At 44.9% G+C, this 19,479-nt stretch carries 21 protein-coding genes and 4 tRNA genes; 13 read left to right on the top strand and 12 right to left on the bottom strand.

The window, feature by feature from the left end:
• Positions 1–63: 63 nt before the first annotated feature.
• Positions 64–234, bottom strand: coding sequence for a hypothetical protein (locus tag IPO96_01785; protein QQS65267.1), 171 nt, complete (start codon positions 232–234; stop codon positions 64–66).
• A 20-nt stretch (positions 235–254) separates the two neighbouring features.
• Complete coding sequence (locus IPO96_01790; GenBank protein ID QQS65268.1) at positions 255–650, bottom strand: HIT family protein; 396 nt, start codon at positions 648–650, stop codon at positions 255–257.
• A gap of 325 nt (positions 651–975) precedes the next feature.
• On the opposite strand from IPO96_01790, the gene IPO96_01795 reads away from it, so the two are divergent.
• The 6 genes from IPO96_01795 to IPO96_01820 all read left to right on the top strand — a co-directional run bounded on the left by IPO96_01795 (position 976) and on the right by IPO96_01820 (position 3,873).
• A tRNA-Ser gene (locus IPO96_01795) sits at positions 976–1,068 on the top strand.
• A gap of 214 nt (positions 1,069–1,282) precedes the next feature.
• Positions 1,283–1,822, top strand: coding sequence for a hypothetical protein (locus IPO96_01800; GenBank protein QQS65269.1), 540 nt, complete (start codon positions 1,283–1,285; stop codon positions 1,820–1,822).
• Positions 1,823–1,896: 74 nt separating this feature from the next.
• Positions 1,897–1,973, top strand: a tRNA-Arg gene (locus IPO96_01805).
• A 192-nt stretch (positions 1,974–2,165) separates the two neighbouring features.
• Positions 2,166–2,256, top strand: a tRNA-Ser gene (locus IPO96_01810).
• 13 nt (positions 2,257–2,269) lie between these two features.
• Positions 2,270–2,359: transfer RNA gene (locus IPO96_01815), tRNA-Ser, on the top strand.
• A 341-nt stretch (positions 2,360–2,700) separates the two neighbouring features.
• Positions 2,701–3,873 carry a hypothetical protein gene (locus tag IPO96_01820; GenBank protein ID QQS65270.1) on the top strand — a complete coding sequence of 391 codons (1,173 nt, stop codon included), beginning with the start codon at positions 2,701–2,703 and terminating at the stop codon, positions 3,871–3,873.
• 285 nt (positions 3,874–4,158) lie between these two features.
• On the opposite strand, the gene IPO96_01825 is transcribed toward IPO96_01820, so the two are convergent.
• Complete coding sequence (locus tag IPO96_01825) at positions 4,159–4,836, bottom strand: ComF family protein (protein QQS65271.1); 678 nt, start codon at positions 4,834–4,836, stop codon at positions 4,159–4,161.
• A gap of 215 nt (positions 4,837–5,051) precedes the next feature.
• Between IPO96_01825 and IPO96_01830 the strand changes: the two genes are divergently transcribed.
• A complete protein-coding gene (locus tag IPO96_01830) occupies positions 5,052–5,543 on the top strand; it encodes an Hsp20/alpha crystallin family protein (protein ID QQS65272.1) in 492 nt (163 codons plus the stop codon).
• A gap of 169 nt (positions 5,544–5,712) precedes the next feature.
• Positions 5,713–6,336, top strand: coding sequence for a transposase (locus tag IPO96_01835; protein QQS65273.1), 624 nt, complete (start codon positions 5,713–5,715; stop codon positions 6,334–6,336).
• Positions 6,337–6,454: 118 nt separating this feature from the next.
• On the opposite strand, the gene IPO96_01840 is transcribed toward IPO96_01835, so the two are convergent.
• The 8 genes from IPO96_01840 to IPO96_01875 form a co-directional block, all read right to left on the bottom strand.
• A complete protein-coding gene (locus tag IPO96_01840) occupies positions 6,455–6,865 on the bottom strand; it encodes a hypothetical protein (protein QQS65274.1) in 411 nt (136 codons plus the stop codon).
• Positions 6,866–7,006: 141 nt separating this feature from the next.
• Positions 7,007–7,456, bottom strand: a complete 450-nt coding sequence (locus IPO96_01845; protein QQS65275.1) for a hypothetical protein — start codon at positions 7,454–7,456, stop codon at positions 7,007–7,009.
• Between the two features lie 58 nt (positions 7,457–7,514).
• Entirely contained in the window at positions 7,515–7,982 is a 468-nt protein-coding gene (locus IPO96_01850) for a hypothetical protein (GenBank protein QQS65276.1), read from the bottom strand.
• Positions 7,983–7,992: 10 nt separating this feature from the next.
• Positions 7,993–8,472, bottom strand: coding sequence for a hypothetical protein (locus IPO96_01855; GenBank protein ID QQS65277.1), 480 nt, complete (start codon positions 8,470–8,472; stop codon positions 7,993–7,995).
• Positions 8,472–8,861, bottom strand: a complete 390-nt coding sequence (locus IPO96_01860) for a hypothetical protein (GenBank protein ID QQS65278.1) — start codon at positions 8,859–8,861, stop codon at positions 8,472–8,474. Before IPO96_01860 ends, IPO96_01855 begins: the two co-directional genes overlap by 1 nt.
• A gap of 2 nt (positions 8,862–8,863) precedes the next feature.
• Entirely contained in the window at positions 8,864–9,172 is a 309-nt protein-coding gene (locus IPO96_01865) for a hypothetical protein (GenBank protein ID QQS65279.1), read from the bottom strand.
• 1 nt (position 9,173) lies between these two features.
• Entirely contained in the window at positions 9,174–9,809 is a 636-nt protein-coding gene (locus IPO96_01870) for a hypothetical protein (protein ID QQS65280.1), read from the bottom strand.
• A gap of 55 nt (positions 9,810–9,864) precedes the next feature.
• Positions 9,865–10,377, bottom strand: coding sequence for a hypothetical protein (locus IPO96_01875; GenBank protein ID QQS65281.1), 513 nt, complete (start codon positions 10,375–10,377; stop codon positions 9,865–9,867).
• Positions 10,378–10,553: 176 nt separating this feature from the next.
• Between IPO96_01875 and IPO96_01880 the strand changes: the two genes are divergently transcribed.
• On the top strand, positions 10,554–13,949 hold the full coding sequence (locus tag IPO96_01880) for a hypothetical protein (protein QQS65282.1): 3,396 nt from the start codon (positions 10,554–10,556) through the stop codon (positions 13,947–13,949).
• Positions 13,950–13,969: 20 nt separating this feature from the next.
• Here IPO96_01880 and IPO96_01885 read toward each other — a convergent pair whose 3' ends face one another.
• The gene (locus IPO96_01885; protein ID QQS65283.1) at positions 13,970–14,752 is read right to left on the bottom strand and encodes a hypothetical protein; all 783 of its coding nucleotides are present in this window, start codon (positions 14,750–14,752) and stop codon (positions 13,970–13,972) included.
• Between the two features lie 123 nt (positions 14,753–14,875).
• On the opposite strand from IPO96_01885, the gene IPO96_01890 reads away from it, so the two are divergent.
• The 4 genes from IPO96_01890 to IPO96_01905 all read left to right on the top strand — a co-directional run bounded on the left by IPO96_01890 (position 14,876) and on the right by IPO96_01905 (position 19,476).
• Positions 14,876–16,156, top strand: coding sequence for a PrgI family protein (locus IPO96_01890; protein QQS65284.1), 1,281 nt, complete (start codon positions 14,876–14,878; stop codon positions 16,154–16,156).
• 23 nt (positions 16,157–16,179) lie between these two features.
• The gene (locus IPO96_01895) at positions 16,180–16,989 is read left to right on the top strand and encodes a hypothetical protein (protein QQS65285.1); all 810 of its coding nucleotides are present in this window, start codon (positions 16,180–16,182) and stop codon (positions 16,987–16,989) included.
• Positions 16,989–17,447 carry a four helix bundle protein gene (locus tag IPO96_01900; GenBank protein ID QQS65286.1) on the top strand — a complete coding sequence of 153 codons (459 nt, stop codon included), beginning with the start codon at positions 16,989–16,991 and terminating at the stop codon, positions 17,445–17,447. The genes IPO96_01895 and IPO96_01900 overlap by 1 nt, the downstream gene beginning before the upstream one ends.
• Before the next feature lie 97 nt (positions 17,448–17,544).
• Positions 17,545–19,476: a DUF87 domain-containing protein gene (locus IPO96_01905; protein QQS65287.1), complete on the top strand. Its 1,932-nt coding sequence runs from the start codon at positions 17,545–17,547 to the stop codon at positions 19,474–19,476.
• The last annotated feature ends 3 nt before the right edge of the window (positions 19,477–19,479 follow it).

The following is a 19,479-nucleotide window of genomic DNA, read 5'->3' on the forward strand; positions in this document are numbered from 1 at the left end:
CTTATAGTACCAGTAAATCTGCCTTAAGACTAGTATTAAACGGCTAGCTGCTAACTCTAGGCCTTATACAATAAAGCTCAATACCGTTAACGCCACTACAAAAACCAAAACACCGACAGCACCCCCTGCAGTCAGTGCTGTCTGTTGATTGCCGCCAGTTCTACGAAGTGCTTTAGTGTAGACCCAAGTACCACTACCGAGTGCTGTTAGAAGGGCTACTAAAGTGTTAGACATAATAAAATTCTCCTTGCTGTTTAAGCGTTCTTAAGTTTTTCGGCTATTCTGGCTAGTTCATCGTGGTTTGGTTCAGCCTGATCATTGGGCGACTGATATTGCTCATGAGTGTCAAAAGGGAAGAGGTTGGCATGGGCGTGCTCGACCTGTAGACCCTCGATCTGTACGGCTATTTTGCGCTTGTCGGGGAAAACTGTACGGAGTTTTTTGGCCACATCCTGAACTGCTTTTGTAAACTGTTGATACTCAAGCGGCGACAGGTCTTCGAAATGAGGAACTTGTTTTTTGGTAATCACTACAACATGCCCAGGCTGAATTGGGTGGATGTCCATGATAGCGATGGCTCCATCATTTTCGTAAACCTTGTGAGCCGGCAACTCACCCATAATAATCTTGGTAAAAACTGAATCCTGCATACCCTTATTATACCTTTAAACACCATCTACACTAAATTGGCTCGCATAATTTTAACAGATACGGTAACATATTATAGTAGTTTAGGGCGCGCGACATAACCGCGGAGGAGTACCCAAGTGGCTGCTGCGTGAAACGTAAATTTGTAGACGGTTTGCCGTCCCCTTCAGTTTACGGACACACAGGAGCTACGTGAATAACGTAAGCTTTCAATGCGGAGGAGTACCCAAGTGGCTGCTGCGTGAAACGTAAATTTGTAGACGGTTTGCCGTCCCCTTCAGTTTACGGACACACAGGAGCTACGTGAATAACGTAAGCTTTCAATGCGGAGGAGTACCCAAGTGGCTGAAGGGGACGGTTTGCTAAATCGTTAGGGGGGCGCAAGTTCCCGCGAGAGTTCGAATCTCTCCTCCTCCGCCAGAATAAAACTCTGCTAAAGTGCAATTTAGAATATGTTTATAATCTAAATTAGCACCTGGTGCGGAGTTTTATTCTTTTCCCCAAACAATCGGAATTGTTTGGGGAACTAGCAATGGCGTGCTGTTTTTCGAGCATTCTAAGTCTATTTTACCTACCGCAGAAGCTTGACCCAATGATAAACGAACCCTTGTGACATTGGTGGTACAATAAGCTTATGGATAATGATGATAAGACGGGGAACTGGCAGTACCAAACAGACGAAGCGCTACCCGAGCAAGGTACTGATGCAGGGGTAGTACAGCCAATTCAATGGTCAGCTTCAGAATATGTCGGGCACGAAAAGTCGTTGGGCTGGTACATAATTTTTGGCAGCGCTTCGTTGATAATCGGAGTTTTGGTTTACGCGCTTACCCGTAGCCCGTTTTCGGCTGTGGCGGTTCTGCTAGCCTGCATCTGTTTGGCGGTGTTCGGTGCTAGACAACCTAGTCAAATACCGTACGAGATTGATGCCAAAGGGGTAAGGGTAGGAAGACGCTTCTTCTCCTACAGTCAATTTAAGTCCTTCTCTCTAGTCCCAGAGGGTGCGATCTACACAATCTGGTTAAGATCATTAAAAAAGTACACGCCGACGGTCGCACTGTACTTCGCGCCAGAAGATGCCGACAAGATTATCGACGCACTCGGCCAGTATCTGCCGCACGAGGAACGTGCCCCCGACGCCATCGACCGAGTCAGCCAACGATTTAGATTTTAGAGCTTTATTTTTTGATGAATTTGTAATATAATTACCTCTGTTATTGACAGCCTTCAGCAAGGCATGCAAGATAAGCACCCGTAGCTCAGATGGATAGAGCGTCAGTTTGCGGTACTGAAGGTCGTAGGTTCGACTCCTGCCGGGTGTACCAAATTAATAATTCGTACATTGTAAGCACAAGCTACCTGCTAAAAACCTTCAGTTGAAGGGAATAGGTGAGAATTGCCTGTGGCAATTCGCAAGGAAATAAACTCTTGAAAACTTGTTTTCAAAGAAGTTTTTTCGGGGTCGCCGAAGGTGACCGGCTCCTGCCGGGTGTACCAGTTTATTAAAGCCCCCTTATGGAAGGGTCGCATAGTTGGTCTAGTGCGCTGCACTCGAAATGCAGTATGTCGGAAACGGCATCGAGAGTTCGAATCTCTCCCCTTCCGCCATATATTTGCCCATGGAGAGGTGTCCGAGTGGTTTAAGGAAACGGTCTTGAAAACCGTCGTGCCGGCAACGGTACCGAGAGTTCGAATCTCTCCCTCTCCGCCAAGGAGGGAAGCTCACATCTTCAGATGTGGGCTTTTCTTCTTTATAAAGAAGAGAAATTTGAACATAAAGAGTTCGCTAATTAGTCTTATTACCGAGATATATCTCGGCTAATAGATTAATTAGGTAGATTCATCTCTCCCTCTCCGCCAGCCCTGACTTTTGCATTTTTTGGATTTCTACCCGCGCCCAATTTCTTTCTGAATTAGAAAAAAGTCAGGTCTATCGGGTCGGCTGCCCAAAAGGACAGAAACGACGTTGTGTGCCTTAAGTATAAGCGCTTTGCGTTTGATTTTTATAGCATTTTATGCTAGTATTATATATGCAAAGTTCAAAACAAAAATATGCCAGAAAAAGCCCCGTTTAACCCCCACCAATCGTCTCATGACAGCTCTGACCTGGGTGGTGCTGTAGACCCATCAATTTTGAGCGGTAACGCCCCTTTGCAGATACGCTTCAACACTTTCGCAGAAGCTAGAACGACCCCAAGACCTTTCTCTGACGAGTTTATTGACACTTTTACCGATACTCCTACAGCGATTAACGGTATCAAGAGTTATCTTGACGACGTAAAGCCAACCTACAGAGATAAAGAGGTCATAGGCGACTCAGACCGCATCGCCGAGCTGTATATTAAAACAACGGAAATGATAGCCCGTAATTTGCGCGTAAAGGTAGACCAGGGTAAAGCTGGTGTAACCGCAGAGCAAATCCAAAGAGATGGCGAGGCGACACTCCAAAGACTATGGGGATACAGAGTTAATGTACCAGAGGGGCTGAAACGCCATCATATTAGCGCAACAAACCCGCAGGCAACAAATAAAGACAAGTTTTTAGATGACGAAACAATATCAGGATTAGAGTATAGGGGTTTCGATTTTAATCGCCCGGGCGTACGCGCCAACTTCCATATTCAGCGTCAAAACTTTACAACATTTATTATGGCCTATTCCGACGGTCGCGTGCAGGAAAAAATGGCCGGCACGAGCACGATTTTAGACAAAAGAATATACCTAAATCCCGATATGGAAGCTACGCCAAGACTGTTTGAGCAATTGCTTCAGGCAGCCAACCAAGCAGGTATACCTATACAACTAAAGATGGTTCAACGAGCAACGGAGGCACTAAACGCACACCTTAAAGCCGCTAAAGGCGATGAAGTAGGGTTGCGCGGCGATGGAATTGTGGTATATACAGACGGCGAACACGCTGATGATACTTTAGCTATGGTGCTTGCTTTGGCACAGGACAACTCAGACGCTTTTAGGGGCCGTCCTCATAGTCGCACGCCTCAGAATGTTGCCGAAGGTATTGGTATAGCTGACGAACCAATTCAAGAGCCTGGTATTTCACTAACTTCTCATAGAACAGAGGTGTTGAAGAGTGTTGCCGGACAAGTTGCAGCGTCAGGGAAAAAGGGCGACGAAGCGCATGCTATGTTCCGCCATTTATGGCAAAACACGGCGGTAGCCAACGGTATTGACCCCAACAATCTTGCCTTTAACATAGCTACATAATAATAACCGACAGTTCTTTATATAGAAGGGTGTTTTGCACAATTGAGTTCGCTGACTAACCCCAGCTCGACATAAGCAACACCTGTTAATGGTTGTTTTAAGTAGTAAAGATTGCTTTATCTTATGTTTTTCGTAGCTGTCTGTTACCAAAAATATTAGACAAAGATAATATTCACAGTAATAAACAGGCATCAATCTGGGTTGTCTTATGTCGAGCCGGGGTTAACTAGTCTTATTACCAAGATTTATCTCTCTGTCTCAAGGCAAGATGCTAATTTTATGGATTTACCTGGTTTTTTGAGAAAAGACTGCGGCGTTAACGTGGCGGACGCCAGAGGCGCGCAGGGCTCGAGCTGCTTCTCTGATTGTCGAGCCGGTGGTATAAACATCATCAACTATTAATACATCTTGGCCGACGACGTATCGCGGCTTAGTAACATAGATTTTACCAATCAGTTGTTTGCGGCGCTCATCGGCTTTTGTGCCTACCTGAGCCTTTTGATCCAGACGAGCCAAAACAGGCTCATAAACCGCACCAAGTAAGCAGGCAAGTTCCTTGGCTATCATCTGGCTGTGGTCAAAGCCACGGCTACGGACGTGTTTGGTAATCGTCGGACAGGGGATAATAAGCGTCTGAGGTTTCATATAAGGCAGGGTCTCTGCAAGACTTTTGGCCATCTGGCGAGCCGCCTGGCGTTTGCCGCCAAACTTGAGAGCTTTTACAAGCTTTTTGGAGACCGAACTGTAGTCTGAAGCAACCCATATGTGCGCAACAGGAAATTCCTTTTTTGCAGCGTCACACAGGCTATAGCTGGTGCTTAGCTTTAGACAGTGTGCGCAACGACTCGGTGGTGGCACTACAAACTCCAAACGGCATGCCTCACAGACAATATCGCCTTCGTCACCACACCCAACACAGTCATTCGGAGCTACGAACGATAATAATTTATCTAAAACCCTCATGGTATTAACTCCCTTAAAAGCTAGTGTTGTGATTTTTGCGTTGTAAATTTAGTATGTCGGTTGCGCTCGGTTTAAGCCTTAAGCTATACTGGGATTAACACAAAAAGGCAAACATCAGCGCTTATCTAACACCCGACAAGGTGGATACTTGGGATTATACAGATTGACAGCGCTTTAACCATGAGCAAGAACTAATTTAGCCATAAGGAGGGAAAATGGCCCGCAAAAATCGTGATGACGACTTATTAATGGAAGATGAGCTAACGGCTGCGTTTTTGGGTGATGACCCAATGATGGACGATCAGTCAGCCAGTAATGACCCAACAAGTAGCCCGCAAGTTAGCGACAGCCCGGCAGATGACTGGGATGAAGAAGAGACGGTACCTGGCCAGCTAGCTGTTGATGTTTTTGAAACACGTGAGAAACTAGTCGTCAAAGCTCGCACAGCAGGTGTTAATAAGAACGATCTAGATGTTTCTATCGCCGACAATACTTTGAGCATTCGTGGCACACTTAGTGACGGTACAGAAGAAAGCGTTGAGAACTATTTTGTTCAAGAATGTTACTGGGGAGAATTCAGCCGCAGCATAGCACTTCCAGTACCCGTCAAAGAAGATGAGATTGAAGCCGTGCTCAAAGACGGCGTGTTGACCATTAGCTTTACTAAAGTGAAGCAAGATACCGTGAAGAAGATCCAGGTTTTGTAAAACAAACACACGGAACAAAAAAATCGCTCCTCGAAAGAGGGGCGATTTTTTGACACATCATTACCTACATACCGTTTTTTACAATATTACTATAATACTTAATAACAGGGTCAGACCCTGACATCTGTTATTTTTTGTTATATACAAAGTATAGTATATTTAAGTAGGAATGCCTGGTAAAAATTCTCGTAAAATTTATTCGTCCGAACACTACTATCATGTCTATAACCGTGGTGTTGGTAAGCAAATTATTTTTCATGACAGCTTTGATAAATCCCATTTCTTACACATAATTAAGCGCCACCTAGACCCAACGGATAAGTCCACTAGGTCTGATAAGCTTCCTTACCGCAAGTTTAACGACGACATTGAATTACTCAGTTACTGTCTGATGGGTAACCATTTTCATCTTTTGCTTTACGTCAAAGGCAGGGCAGAGAATCTACCGATATTCATACAGTCGGTTATGACAGCCTACACAATGCACTATAACAAGCGCTACAAGAGAGTAGGGAGCTTATTTCAGGGAGTATATAAGGCGAGTATGATACTTGATGAATCGTACTTGTTACATATAACAAGATACATACACCTTAACCCTAGAAATTATCAAAACTACTTTTATTCGAGTTTGAGATATTACCTAGATGGCTCTATCTGCCCTAAATGGCTGAACCCAAAACGCATACTAGAGATGTTCGAGAAGGAAGAATATAAAATATTCGTCGAGGATAGATTATCTTACGAAGAATCATTGCCGATACTTAAGAAGTTTGAACTTGCCCATCCTTAGCCCTTAGACTAACCATAAATTTCTCGCGCAATGCCACAAAACCTATATTGCAAAAAATAACAGATGTCAGGGTCTGACCCTGTTATTAAAGAACTTACTGGATTGTCAAATTTGGAGGCTAGCTAATGGTGGTGGTAATACGGCCGAGGACGAATTTGACTATAAACTGCGACAGCGCGACTACTACTAGGCCAATTATGGCGTAGAGAATGGTGTTCTTGGCGCTGGTGACGTTGCCTGAATCGCCCCCGCTGGTGATATATTTGAAGCCAGCAATTATGATCATGATTACTGCTACAACACCAACAACTAGTGAAAACATATTGATCACAAAAGTAATTGTTTCGTTAATTTTGACATTAGCCTCTCCGCTCGTGGCATCACAAGTTGTGCCTGCGCCAACTTCCAAGTTCGCACCTTCGCATAGCTTATTTTGGATGTCTGGTGCCGCTATAACTGGTGCAGCAATCAATCCTGTAATTAGTACCGTTGATAAAGCTAGTGACATTCGCTTAAATATATTTTTCATCCTTACCGTCCTTTGTCGAAAGTTAATGAGTTTGTTTATACAGATAGTATAGCGCCTTGGTCTAAATCCATAAAGCAAGAATCGCTCTTACAAAAACCCTCGGACTCAGCCCGAGGGTTTAATTAAAGTAGTTGCGTGGCTTTAATTGTTGCTTGTAGTGCTGCTGGCTTTGCCGAGTACGAACTTAACAATAAACTGGGCCAATGCTACAACTACTAAACCAATAGCAGCGTAGACTATGGTGTTCTTGGCGCTAGTAACTTTGCCAGAGTCGCCGCCACTGGTAATGTATTTGAAACCAGCAAAAATTATCATGATAACTGCTACGACACCAACTACTACAGAGAACAGGTTAATTACAAAAGTAATTGTCTTGTTGACTGCAGTATTGCTCTCAGACTCTAGAGCGGCTTCGTCTGCACAGTTAGTGTTATCACCGATTTGGAGGTTGGCCCCCTCACAAAGTTTTTGCTTTATGGCTGGCGTTTCTTGAGCGTGAACCGCAACTGGGCTAAGCACTGGTGCTGCAAAAGACGCTAACAGTAACGCCGAGCTGAAAAATGTTGATATTTTGCTGATTAGTTTTTTCATAATTTTTCCTTATTTATTAATCTTATTTATAGCAGTTCAAATATTATTAGGCAATAGGCTAGCGTATTGTAGCCCCCCCGCCACCACCACCGCCCGATGCTGCATCTCCAGTAGCAGTTGCTTTCGCTAATACAAATCGCACAATTACCTGAGCAAGTGCTGCTATTACTAGGCCAATTAATGCATAGACGATGGTGTTCTTGGCGCTGGTTACCTTGCCTGAATCACCACCACTAGTGATATACTTGAAACCGCCAAAAAGCACCATAATGACGGCTACTACTCCAACCAAAATAGATAAGATATTTATTACTGAGCTAATCGTACTGGAGACACCTTTATTGTTTGAGTCAGCATCGCCACAGGCACTCCCGCCCGTCGGGTCGAGCTCGATACCTGAGCATAATCCTTCCTGAATGCCTTGAGCCTGCGCTTGCCCGACTACGTTAAATGGTATGGTCGCAAAAGCTAATAGAGCTACCCCTAGGTACGTTTTTTTGATAATTCTTGCCAGCATTTTGATCATTTTCTCCTTCTTATCTACAAAGCTCAGCTGTACTTGCACCACCAGCTGCGCTGTTAACGCTTACTTTTCTACCATCGGGGCAGGTAATTGTCTGAACCGATGACCCGCCGCCAGTTGCACCACTTTTATTTAGTACGAAGCGGACGATTGACTGAGCAAGAGCTACTACTATCAGCCCAACCAGTGCGTACAGGATAGTATTTTTGGCAGATTTTACAGCGTTGCCATCTCCTTGAGAGGTAACATATTTTAGACCACCTATGATTATCATGACTACCGAAATAATACCCACAATAATCGAGAGCAGATTGATGACCCTTTTGATGGTCGTGCTGATGCCCGGGTCTTCTGCGGTTTCACTGCAGCCACCGAGTCCTTCACAAACTGCGTCACTAGCTGCGCTAGCTTGAACAGCCACTGGAGCCAAAGTTACACCAATGGCAAACAGGCTGCTAAAGCCCAAGATGAGCATTTTTAGTCTTTGTTTCATTATTTAATTGTCCTTTCTACAAAGAATTGTACTATAGCTTTGGCCAAAATCGCGATCAATACGCCAACTAGGGCAGCGATAATAGTGTCGCGACCGCCAGAAAAACCCTTGGGGTCTCCTTGAGAAGTAATCATCTTTATTCCGCCATAAATTATCATTACTACTGCGGCGACACCTACAACATAGAGTACGAGGTTAGCGGCTTTAACAATGATACCCTCAGGCCCCGAGACGGGATTACTTGTACTTTGCCTATCGTTGCATACCGTACTGTCTGAAACACCATTACAGGCGCTATCTAAAGGATCAAAAGCAGCAACCTTTACACTCAGGCTCGTTGCTGCCAAAATTCCGATCATGATGTACATAAGCAGTGCGAGCTTTCTCATATCTAGCTAATCCTTCCTACTACGAACCTGACTATGGAGAATGCTAGAGCTATGATCAGCAAGCCGATTGAGGCATATATAATGGTATTCTTGGCCTTGCTGGTAGATTGTGGATTGCCCTCGCTTAAAGTATAGCGTAGTCCAGCAATGACAATTATCAAAAACGCTATGGCTCCAGCAATCGCAAGTACCAGCTGTAGAGCATCTGTCAAGGTACTGCCAGACCCAACTCTAGTATCTAGGCTAGCCTTCGGTATTTCCAGCTCATCTGGATTGATAGCTTGTGCCAAAAGTTTAATAGCCACTAGCATATTAGCCCCCAAACCTATTACCCACAAAACTTACGATACCTACAGATATTAAGACCAAGACCAGTCCAATTAGAGAGTTGATAATCGTCGACTTGGCGTTTTTGGCAGATTCTGGCTCACCTTGGCTAGTAATATACTTAACGCCACCAATGACGATGAACACTACTGCCACAAGACCGGCGAGCCTAATCATAATGTCCAAAACGGCAATGCCTATTGGCAAGAAGTCCTTACTCGCTTTTAGATTAAAGCTACATTTGCCGTCTTCATCAAGTGTGCCTCTGAGGTATTTGTACCAGGTTGGGATGCCCAAAACCGTTTGACGGCCCGCATTACAACTACTATCTGTAACGGACGTTGGAGCCGAAGGTTGTTGGATTGAACTACAACTGACCTTGTTGAACGGCGTATCACCGTTAGCGACCCTTTGGAGAAAACAGGAGCCATTGTCTACTTCGGCAATAAACTCGTTAGGACATTCAACTTTTGTTATCTTGCCGTTATCGTTCTGGTAACAGCCAGCCGTAGCGGCCTGAGCTGGTGCAGCAGCCAACATTATTAGCCAAAAAGCCTGCAAACTAACCACACTTGCAGCAACTAATCTGGCTAAAAGAAACTTTTTTGTGTTTTGCTTCATTATGGTTTTATTTTGTCATTAATGTTTATTTTTAACAAGTTACTTGTGCTTTTGATTAGGGGAACAGGCCTCCTGGAATTAGCCAGTTCAAAATGGCGTACATAAAGATGTATAGCAAAAGCGCCACCAAGGTCATGATTATCCTGTTTTTGGCAGCCGTCACAATCCCGGCGTTAGCACGAGCCGTCATATACTGGTAGCCAGCCCAGATGAGCGAGAAAGTTATCGCAATACCTGCAACTGCACTCAGAAAGTTAATCCCATTCTTTAGATACACTAGCATCTGACAGGGCTTAGAGGGGTCGTTGATATTATCACACTCGGTATCAATTTTTGTCGCAGCTGTTTTGTCGGTATAGCCTTTTGTGCCACAAGCTTTTGCATAATCAGCAGTCGTAAATATAGCCCCCGTTCTCTTAGCCGTAACTTTGGAGCCATCATTGCATACTATCTCTATTTCGAAAGGGTCCACTGCTGCATTAACAACGTTTTTCTTAAGTGCTATACCAAACAACCCCAGTAGTGCTATCAAAGCAGACGAAAAATATATTTTAGACTTTTTTGTCATTAAGTACATTTTGTCACACGATACAAACTAAGACAAACGACCGCAGTAATTTACCGCATTATAGAACCTTTATAAGGTGTCCTTTTAACTAGAACTCTGGTATATTTGTTGTATAAGTTATGGTTAGAAATAAGTTATCGAGTATCTACCCACTGGTCGTATTTATAATACTTCTTTTGGCTAGTTCGATGCAGAGTATATTGCTAGGCAATAGCCAAGCATTTGCTGCAACAAACCCAAAGGTACCTTGTACGACCTTCAGTAACGACAAGATTGTAGGAGATACTAAACTTGATTGGGTTGACAGGGCACATATCAGAGCCGTGATCGGTGGTGATGTAACGAATACCTTATTTTTCGAGGATGTAAACATCGATGACCAGGTAGACCAGTTCGAGGTTATGAACTACGATGGCTGTTTTGGTCGGGTTAATCTTCCTGACCGTACCGGGCTTGTTTCTAACAAAGACAGCACTGCTATTCTTGATCTCGATTTTAAGGATAACAACGACTCATCCTCGCAAAACACAGATCCTGGAAAAGTGAGCATTATCGTTGGATCAAGACAGAATTCTAAAATCCTTTACAGGTATACTGACAGCTCGCATATAACGTACGTTGCGAACGGGAAAGCAGATGGTGATCAGGTTGGGTGGGACGGTACGTTCACGCAAAGTACGTCAAACCCAAATTTGTTTTTGCAAGACAGAGATACAGCGGAAACCTGTCGTGATAGAATTTCTGTCCAGCCAGATGGTAGAGTAATATTTTACGCACTTTCTAAAGATGGGAGCGTCCCGTCGCCTCCTGATGCGCATGACCCGTCTTGTAAGGTTGGATATGTCAATAACAACATTACCCCTCCGGTAAGGTCCGATGGCTCTTTGGACACGACTGCATCGAGCATACCAATTGCTCCAGTGGATAATGGTAGTTCGTATGCTGGACTAGCCCCTTTACCAGGAGGAGTAGGTGATGCCTCTGCAACTGAGCCCTCTTGCGAAAGCGAGGGGGGGTCTTTTAGTTGGCTGATGTGTCCAGCGCTTGAGCTAGTTAGCGGCATTTTGAATTTTATCGACAGTCAACTAAATAGCCTGCTTAACCTCCCAGATAGTTACTACAAGTGCCAACCTGATGGTTCTGGCTGTACCGTAAAAAATGCTTGGAGCCGCATGAGGAATCTAGCTTACATAATCTTGATTCCGGTAATGCTAGTGATGGTAATAAGTACGGCACTAGGGTTTAAATTTGTAGATGCTTACACGGTCAAGCGAGCTATGCCTAGACTTCTGGCAGCAGTTATATTTATTAGTCTTTCTTTGCCGATAGTCACAATTATGGCTGATATTGCAAATGGTGTCGGCAAAGGCATCATGGGGCTTATCTTGGGAGCCGTTACTGGCGATAACGCTAACAATATCACACTGGCCTCTCTTTTTGACCCAGGCTTAGGCGGTGACGGTTTATTGGCTGTAGGTATTGGAGGGGGAGGTTTACTTGTTGCCGGTCTAGCAGCAAGCACTATGGCAATAGGGTTGATAGGAGTTGTTTTGTTATTTGGTCTTTCGGCAGTTGCCTCAATAATCGTGCTGTTCTTTGTGATGGCACTAAGACAAATGATTTTAGTTACTTTAATGATTCTTTCGCCTCTAGCAATATTAAGCTGGATATTCCCAGGCAACGACAAGTTGTGGAAAATTTGGAAAGAATCTTTTACTAAACTTCTGATGCTATACCCTATAGTGATGTTGCTAATCGCCTCCGGCAAGGCTTTTGCGTTCATTGTTGATGGTGTTTCTGAAAGCTCTTTCTTGAACCGCATTTTAGTATTAGTTGCATATATCGCTCCGTATTTCTTAATTAAAGGGACTTTTAAGTTGGCGGGCAGTACATTTGGCAATCTAGCTGGGATGGTCAACGATCGCAGTAAAGGCTTTTTTGATAGGAATCGTAAAATGCGCTCTAAGCTTCTCGGCAACACAGCCTCTAAAGGCTGGAAGTCAATGAGAAACAATAAATTCCTCCCCGGCGGAGAAGGACATAATTTTTCTGAAAGACTCAATCACAGACTGGGCAGGCTAGCAAACATGGACGCCGCATTTGATGGAGGTATTAGAAAAGCACTCAATAAAGACTACAGGGCCAGCCAGATCGATGCAAGAGAGACCGAAAACAAGGCACACGAAATGGCCGAAATACTAAAAAAAGCAGGCCCACATATGAAACTTGACGACTTTTCGGGTCTCGCCTCAGCAGTTTCTGGCGAACTTTCCACCGAGGACCTCCGTGACCGCTTCCTCAAGATTTGGGGTGAAGGCAAGGTGAAAGGTTGGGAAAATCTAGTTGAATTCGAGATGCAAGACGGCAAATTCGTACTCGATGACAAAGGCAATAAAGTAGTAGCGAGAGACAAGCGAGGTATAGCAATAGCCAGTGCCCAAGGTAACCAGAGACTTACGAGCACTCTCGATAAAATATCTAGCATTCACCACGAAAAAGGATCTACGGAAGCGATTCGGGAGGCTCTCGTTCAGGCTGAAACATTTGGAACAGATACTAAAGCACTTGACGAGTATGTTGCTTACTTCGATGCTCAGAAGCGTAAATACGACGAACAATCCCTTGAGATGGCCTATGTTCAAGCAGCTAACGAGGGTGGCACATACTATTCCAACGAAGAACACCTGCTAAGGGCTGCGGAAAAATCTACAAGGGGCAACTCCTCCTTACGGGCGCATATGGCAGCGACCCAGAGAGGTGTAGCAGTAAATGCTGGTAGAGCGGACTTGGGTGGAGGTGCCTTCGGAAGAACCTTTGCCCGTATGGCCGAGATTAGCGAACTTGATAGAGAAATACGCGAGACAGAGATAGAAGGTAACAGGAAGCTAAAAGCCGCCGTTGAGAGCGGAAACGAAGAGCAAATCAAGACAGTCAGAAACGAGAATGATAGAAAGATCAGGGAGCTACGAACAAGAAAGGACGAGAGAGCATTTAATTACGCAGATCATATGTATGAAAATTCTCCAGCATCAATCGCGCTCCATCATCAGATGAAAACCGGTTCAATGGGACTAAACTATATATCAACACTCATGAGAAGACTTGACCAATCAAGGCAGGCAACAGTAGGCAAACGCGAAGATTCAATAGAATGGCAAAACTATGCTACCGAACTGGCCTTTGTGAAATCACTGCATGAAACTGCTAGGAGCACTAAGCCAGAGCTAGCAAAACTATTAGGAAGAGCTCTTCAGACAAAGCTAACTCCGATAGATTACACTGCTACTGTCTATGACGAAAAAGTAGGTTTACCACCCCTAGACGGCACGCCAGCCAAAACAATTAGGGTGCCCAGGACGGAGCAGCGTCAAGCCTCTACTGTGCTTGAGCAGATGGCCTACGTTGGCAGCGTGCCCGTTTTAGCTAAAACTATGGAAGCGATGCATATGGAGTATAACAGTACGATTCAGGCAGAGCTAAGAGGGCAGGCAGCAGCAGAAGAAATGGCCAGAAGAGGACAGCCCCCTGGTGGCACCCTAAACCAACAGCCTGGTGGCCCCAAACCTTTTTAGGAAATCGACTTTTGTAGTAATTATATGAGAGATCTTATGTAATGGTCTTGAGACGGGTGCCCTGTATGGGTACTAACCTGAACCTTACCTTCATGATTTATAAGAGCTCTCAAAGCATACTTTTTGTCAGGGTAAAGTCTCGTGCCATACTGCAAAAAGACAGTAGATTGACTATCTCCACCATCTGACTGGTCAATAAAGCGATGTTTCTTATATGCGCGCAAGGCCTGCAATAATATATAGTCTGAAAAACTGAGCATGTTTTCTCCCTCAACTGCCCCATACATGTCTTCAAAATTAAACTTCATTTTTTGGGCGTTAGGCACAATCTTATTTTCACCTGAATTCTTTGTTAGTTTGTGGCCAACAACTGTGCCGTTATCGATATTCTGACCTCCTGTACTACGCTTATTCAACAATTCGTTAGGGAAATAATCAAGAATATCTATACCCTCTAATGAAATTATCCCACCTATGTGTCTAAAAGCATTGTTGACTCGTTTAACTAAATCAATTGGCCCAAAACCATCAACGAAGTTTATGGCTACTACTGGCTCAATACGCGTATACTTGTCTGCCTTGCTCGAAAATAGATCGTGAATCTGAGTTAGAATCTTCATGTAGTTTCGCTCTCGTTCTGCGGGGGGCATAAGTCCCGCTATAGTATAAACATTAACTATATTTCTTGCTTCGTCTGCAGGTTCTAATATGCCCGGGAAGGATTTCGGGTATCCAGCTTTATGCTGTGGTGGTAGCTTAGTTTCAGGGGTCAGAACTTTGCTTAGAACTATAGGGTTAGACATGATGATATTTTAGCATGAATGGTAATATTGTCAATATTAGTGTACGAGTTGATTCTTGCGTGCACTCGTCTACACCTCACTAGAACCTTGTGTCTCTTGCCATACGCCTTGTACAATTAGCTTATGGCTACTTATAAGGTGATCCAGGATATTGAGGCTGAGGATAAGTTAGTTGGCCCGCTGAGTTTGAAGCAATTTATCTTTGCCTTGATAGCAATTTTCCTTGGATTTTTGATATTTAAGTTGGCAATCGCGGAAGTCTTGGGCCTACTGCGTTGGCTATTTATAACTCTGCTGTTGCCGCCAACCTTACTTTTTGCGGTGCTGGCAGCTCCAATTGGTGGCGACCAATCGACCGAATTATGGCTATTAGCTAGGATAAGATTTATGCTAAAACCTCGAAAGCGGATATGGAACCAGGCTGGGCCAAAACAGCTGGTCACTATAACCGCACCAAAAAAGCTTGAAAGACGGCTTACAAAAAACTTTAGCCAAGACGAAGCCAGAAGCCGGCTAGGAGCTTTGGCTAATGTTATGGACAGCCGCGGCTGGGCAGTTAAGAACGTAAATGTTAATCTAAATGTAATGCAGAATGACGGTTATACCAGTGAAGATGACGACAGGCTGACTCCCGCCCTAGCAGTACCACAACAGGTGGAAATGGCCGACATATCTGCTGCCGACGACATCCTTGATGAATCAAACAACTCTACTGCGCAACATTTTGACGAACTGATCGATGAGAGTGAGCGGGAGCACCGCGATTTGCTACAAGAACAAATTGACCGCGCTCGATATGAAAAGCAGACAACCTCGTTGCCAGAGCCAAACGTACCAGAATCTGTCAACATGTGGTTCGAGGGTAAGGGCAGACAGCCAAACGTCGATCAAGGAACTAGCGAAAGGGTGGCAGTACCAAATGCACACCCTAAAGAAGAAGAGACCTTAGAGTATGCGGATTTGCCCGACGTAAATTATGTGCATGGTGGTGGTGGCCAAACTATCACCCCAGGTACGGCAAGCGTTAGCTCTATAGCCGCAGCCGGTTCGACCTCTACAACAAACGATGCCGCTGACCCCTCTAGTCTCGACGAAAAGGAACTGCTAGAGAAGGTCCGGCAGAAGCAAACGCAATCGTCGCAAGCTAACACCTTCGGACATTTGAAACGACTTAAGCCATTACAGGGGAGCGGGGGTGACAGGGAGCAGAAAGAAGGGAACGAGGAACGAGAAGTAGGTGACGGTGAGGAGCAAGATAAGCAAAAGCAGGATAGCCCCAAAAGCCCCAACCCTGTTATAATTAACATGTCCAAAGACAACGACAAAACAGTGTCCACACTGGCACGCCAGGCCCGTGAAAATAAAACAGGCGACGGCGAAGTTGTTTTCCATATTGATCATTAGTAAAGGGGTGCGAGCGTTTTTGAATGAATCCTAATAATTTTCGAACTGGTTCAGGAGCTAGCAACCAAGCCAATGTGATTGGCCCACAACAGTCAACAGCAAAAAATAACTCGAATAGCACCCAGAACACACTTCAAATTGCCGAAATTCGCGATGGAATTGTGATTATGAACGATGGCACTTACCGAGCGGTCTTAATGTGTAAGAGCATTAACTTCGATCTAATGAGTACCCAGGAACGCGAAGGCGTAGAGTACGCCTATCAAGGCTTTCTGAACTCGCTTTACTACCCGATTCAGATTTTCATCCGTAGCCAAAAAGTTGACTTAAGACCGTATCTAGAGAAGATGCAAAAAATACGCAGCGAGCATGACAACATGCTTTTGGCGCTCATGATGGAGGACTACATTTCCTACATGGCATCTCTGGCCGACCAAGTTAATATCATGGATAAAAAGTTCTACGTGGTAGTACCCTTTATACCAACCGTTGACGCTCAGGCCATTGTCCAAGGTAGCAAGAACTTTTTGAGTGGGCTATCTAGTACTTTCAACAAAAAAGAAAGCCATGTCACCATCAACGAAGCAGAGTTGCAAAAAGCCAAGGATGAGCTGAAAAACCGCGTCCAATCCGTCATGCAAGGTCTGATGCAATGTTCTGTGCAGAGTCTCCCGCTCGATACTCAAGAGCTAATAGAGCTTTTCTACGACTTTTATAACCCAGACACCGCTACAAGACAGCAGATAAAAAACTTTGATGATCTGAGCGTGCCTGTGATCACTAAAGGCCAGGGTCAAGCACCGCAACCGCAGTTGAATAGGACTTTGCAGTAATGAACGAGGAACGAGGAACGAGGAACGAGGAGAATAACATAATTTCTTCCGTTTCGATTATCGGGAACGAGGAACGAGGAACGAGGAACGACAGCAAGATTAAAACTTTCTTTGATTTGGATGCCTGGCAGGAGTCTCATAATCTGTGCCTGCTTTCCTACAAATTAACAAAAAGTTTTCCAAATGAGGAATTGTACGGCCTAACAAGCCAACTTAGACGAGCAGCGGTGTCCGTTACATCAAATATTGCTGAAGGATTTTCAAGAGAAAGCTACTCTTATAAATGTCATTTTTATACTATGGCTCACACGTCTATATCTGAACTAATTTCGCAAGCATACTTAGCAAAAGATCTGACGTATATTAAGCCAGATGAGTTTGATTCATATTATGAGCTAGCCCAAAAAGCTTATAAAATTCTTGGCGGCCTGATAAAAGCAACTAAGGAGCGAAAATGAGCCTACGCAAACAAGAAATTATTTTTCCTAGCATTTTATCGTCGTTCATCGTTCATCGTTCATCGTTCTGCATTACAAAACCCAAGGGGGTTTTGTAATGTTTGGACGAAAGAAACAACAGCAGCTTGACCCAATTGCTCTAGCACAAGCCCAACGCGACAGAGAACAAGCCGAGGTCGCGGCGGCTTTCCAAAAAGGTATCACCGAGCTTCGAGACTTTATTGCTCCTGCCAGCCTAGAGTTCAAGTCTAGCAGTGTCCAAATTGGGACTAGATTAGCAAGAACATACTACGTTTACGGCTACCCCCGTAGTCTATACACTGGCTGGATGAGTGGCATGGTCAACATTGACGAGGTAATAGATTTATCCATCTATGTTTACCCTGTTGAGAGCCAGGTAGTGATGGAGAACTTGCGCAAAAAGGTCACCCAGCTTGAAGCCGGCCTAATGATCGATGCCGACAAGGGACGCGTGCGCGACCCTGCAAAACAGGCAGCAATCCAAGACGCTGAAGAAATGCGCGATAAGCTTCAGGTTGGCGAAGAGAAGTTCTTCCGACTAGGCTTCTACTTCACAATCTATGCTCGAGATGACGAGGAGCTAGAATTTGTCGCACATAAAGTTGAAAGCCTGCTTGGCCAGCAGCTTGTCTACAGCAAACCTTCTAGTGCACAGCAAGAGCAGGGGCTAAATTCCGTTGCTCCACAGTTTGTAGACCAGCTGCAAATACGACGAAACATGAGCACCGGCGCCATAAGCACTTCCTTCCCTTTTACTAGCGCCGATTTGACCCAAGATAACGGTATACTTTACGGCATCAATATGCACAACTCCGGCCTAGTGATATTTGATCGATTCTCGCTCGAAAACAGCAACTCGGTTGTCTTTGCAAAGTCTGGAGCTGGCAAAAGCTTCACCGTAAAGCTTGAGGCGCTGCGTAGTATGATGTTTGGTACTGAGATATTTATAATTGACCCAGAGAATGAATACCAGCGGATGTGTGAAGCCGTCGGCGGCGCCTATGTTCGCTTAAGCTTGAGCTCTTCAACCCGTATCAATCCGTTTGACCTACCGAGAGTCATAGACGCCGAAGACGGTGACAACCCCCTGCGTTCAAACCTCATTACGCTACACGGTCTGCTGCGTTTGATGATGGGTGGCGCCCAAGCTCAGATGGCTGCCAGCCAAGGAGCGCAAGGCTCTGTCATGATGCCGGCTCTAGCACCAAGTGAAGAGGCCGACCTCGATGCTGCACTTATTGAAACCTACGCCAAGGCGGGCATCACCAACGACCCGCTAACGCACGGCTCTATGCCTCCTACAATCTCAGATCTATATGAAACACTGCTTCACATGGGTGGCAACGGCCCGCAGCTAGCCCAACGCTTGCGTAAATACACCAGCGGAACCTTTGCTGGTATTTTTAGCCAGCAAAGCAACATCGATATCAACAATGCTATGGTCGTTTTTAACATTCGTGATCTTGAGGATGAGCTCCGCCCAGTCGCCATGTATATAGTTCTAAACTTCATTTGGAACAAAACAAAAACCGACAAAAAACGGCGCATCTTGATCGTTGACGAAGCTTGGCAGCTGATGAAATATGAGGATTCAGCCAGTTTCTTGTTTAGCCTGGCCAAACGAGCTCGTAAATACAACCTTGGTATCACCACCATTACTCAGGACGTGGAAGATTTTATGGGCTCTCGTATGGGGCGGGCAATCGTTGCTAACGCCAGCATGCAGATTTTGCTCAAGCAATCGCCGTCAGCCGTTGATGTTTTGAGTGACGTTTTTAAGCTTACCAGCGAGGAAAAGAAACGTCTCAGCCAGTTCCCGGTAGGACAAGGCCTCTTCTTTGCTGGCCAAAATCACGTTCATATACAAATCGCCGCAAGCCCAACCGAACAAAGTCTCATCACCACCAATCCTGGCGACAACAGAACACAGCAGATCCAATTTTATGGCCAGGCTCAGGGTGATGTGAGCTTGGAAACGGCCAGCTCAGGGAGTGTGGAGCTAAGGTAAATC

It is taken from the genome of Candidatus Saccharibacteria bacterium, from assembly GCA_016700315.1.
Classification (GTDB): Bacteria; Patescibacteriota; Saccharimonadia; order Saccharimonadales; family SZUA-47.

What these genes read in the sequence shown, in the direction of transcription:
- IPO96_01790 (QQS65268.1), bottom strand. Translation starts at nt 650, where the DNA reads ATGCAGGATTCAGTTTTTACCAAGATTATTATGGGTGAGTTGCCGGCT.
- IPO96_01845 (QQS65275.1), bottom strand. Translation starts at nt 7,456, where the DNA reads ATGAAAAAACTAATCAGCAAAATATCAACATTTTTCAGCTCGGCGTTA.
- IPO96_01900 (QQS65286.1), top strand. Translation starts at nt 16,989, where the DNA reads ATGAACGAGGAACGAGGAACGAGGAACGAGGAGAATAACATAATTTCT.
- IPO96_01825 (QQS65271.1), bottom strand. Translation starts at nt 4,836, where the DNA reads ATGAGGGTTTTAGATAAATTATTATCGTTCGTAGCTCCGAATGACTGT.
- IPO96_01905 (QQS65287.1), top strand. Translation starts at nt 17,545, where the DNA reads ATGTTTGGACGAAAGAAACAACAGCAGCTTGACCCAATTGCTCTAGCA.
- IPO96_01875 (QQS65281.1), bottom strand. Translation starts at nt 10,377, where the DNA reads ATGACAAAAAAGTCTAAAATATATTTTTCGTCTGCTTTGATAGCACTA.
- IPO96_01865 (QQS65279.1), bottom strand. Translation starts at nt 9,172, where the DNA reads ATGCTAGTGGCTATTAAACTTTTGGCACAAGCTATCAATCCAGATGAG.
- IPO96_01800 (QQS65269.1), top strand. Translation starts at nt 1,283, where the DNA reads ATGGATAATGATGATAAGACGGGGAACTGGCAGTACCAAACAGACGAA.
- IPO96_01895 (QQS65285.1), top strand. Translation starts at nt 16,180, where the DNA reads ATGAATCCTAATAATTTTCGAACTGGTTCAGGAGCTAGCAACCAAGCC.
- IPO96_01840 (QQS65274.1), bottom strand. Translation starts at nt 6,865, where the DNA reads ATGAAAAATATATTTAAGCGAATGTCACTAGCTTTATCAACGGTACTA.
- IPO96_01885 (QQS65283.1), bottom strand. Translation starts at nt 14,752, where the DNA reads ATGTCTAACCCTATAGTTCTAAGCAAAGTTCTGACCCCTGAAACTAAG.
- IPO96_01785 (QQS65267.1), bottom strand. Translation starts at nt 234, where the DNA reads ATGTCTAACACTTTAGTAGCCCTTCTAACAGCACTCGGTAGTGGTACT.
- IPO96_01870 (QQS65280.1), bottom strand. Translation starts at nt 9,809, where the DNA reads ATGAAGCAAAACACAAAAAAGTTTCTTTTAGCCAGATTAGTTGCTGCA.
- IPO96_01860 (QQS65278.1), bottom strand. Translation starts at nt 8,861, where the DNA reads ATGAGAAAGCTCGCACTGCTTATGTACATCATGATCGGAATTTTGGCA.
- IPO96_01820 (QQS65270.1), top strand. Translation starts at nt 2,701, where the DNA reads ATGCCAGAAAAAGCCCCGTTTAACCCCCACCAATCGTCTCATGACAGC.
- IPO96_01835 (QQS65273.1), top strand. Translation starts at nt 5,713, where the DNA reads ATGCCTGGTAAAAATTCTCGTAAAATTTATTCGTCCGAACACTACTAT.
- IPO96_01890 (QQS65284.1), top strand. Translation starts at nt 14,876, where the DNA reads ATGGCTACTTATAAGGTGATCCAGGATATTGAGGCTGAGGATAAGTTA.
- IPO96_01830 (QQS65272.1), top strand. Translation starts at nt 5,052, where the DNA reads ATGGCCCGCAAAAATCGTGATGACGACTTATTAATGGAAGATGAGCTA.
- IPO96_01855 (QQS65277.1), bottom strand. Translation starts at nt 8,472, where the DNA reads ATGAAACAAAGACTAAAAATGCTCATCTTGGGCTTTAGCAGCCTGTTT.
- IPO96_01850 (QQS65276.1), bottom strand. Translation starts at nt 7,982, where the DNA reads ATGATCAAAATGCTGGCAAGAATTATCAAAAAAACGTACCTAGGGGTA.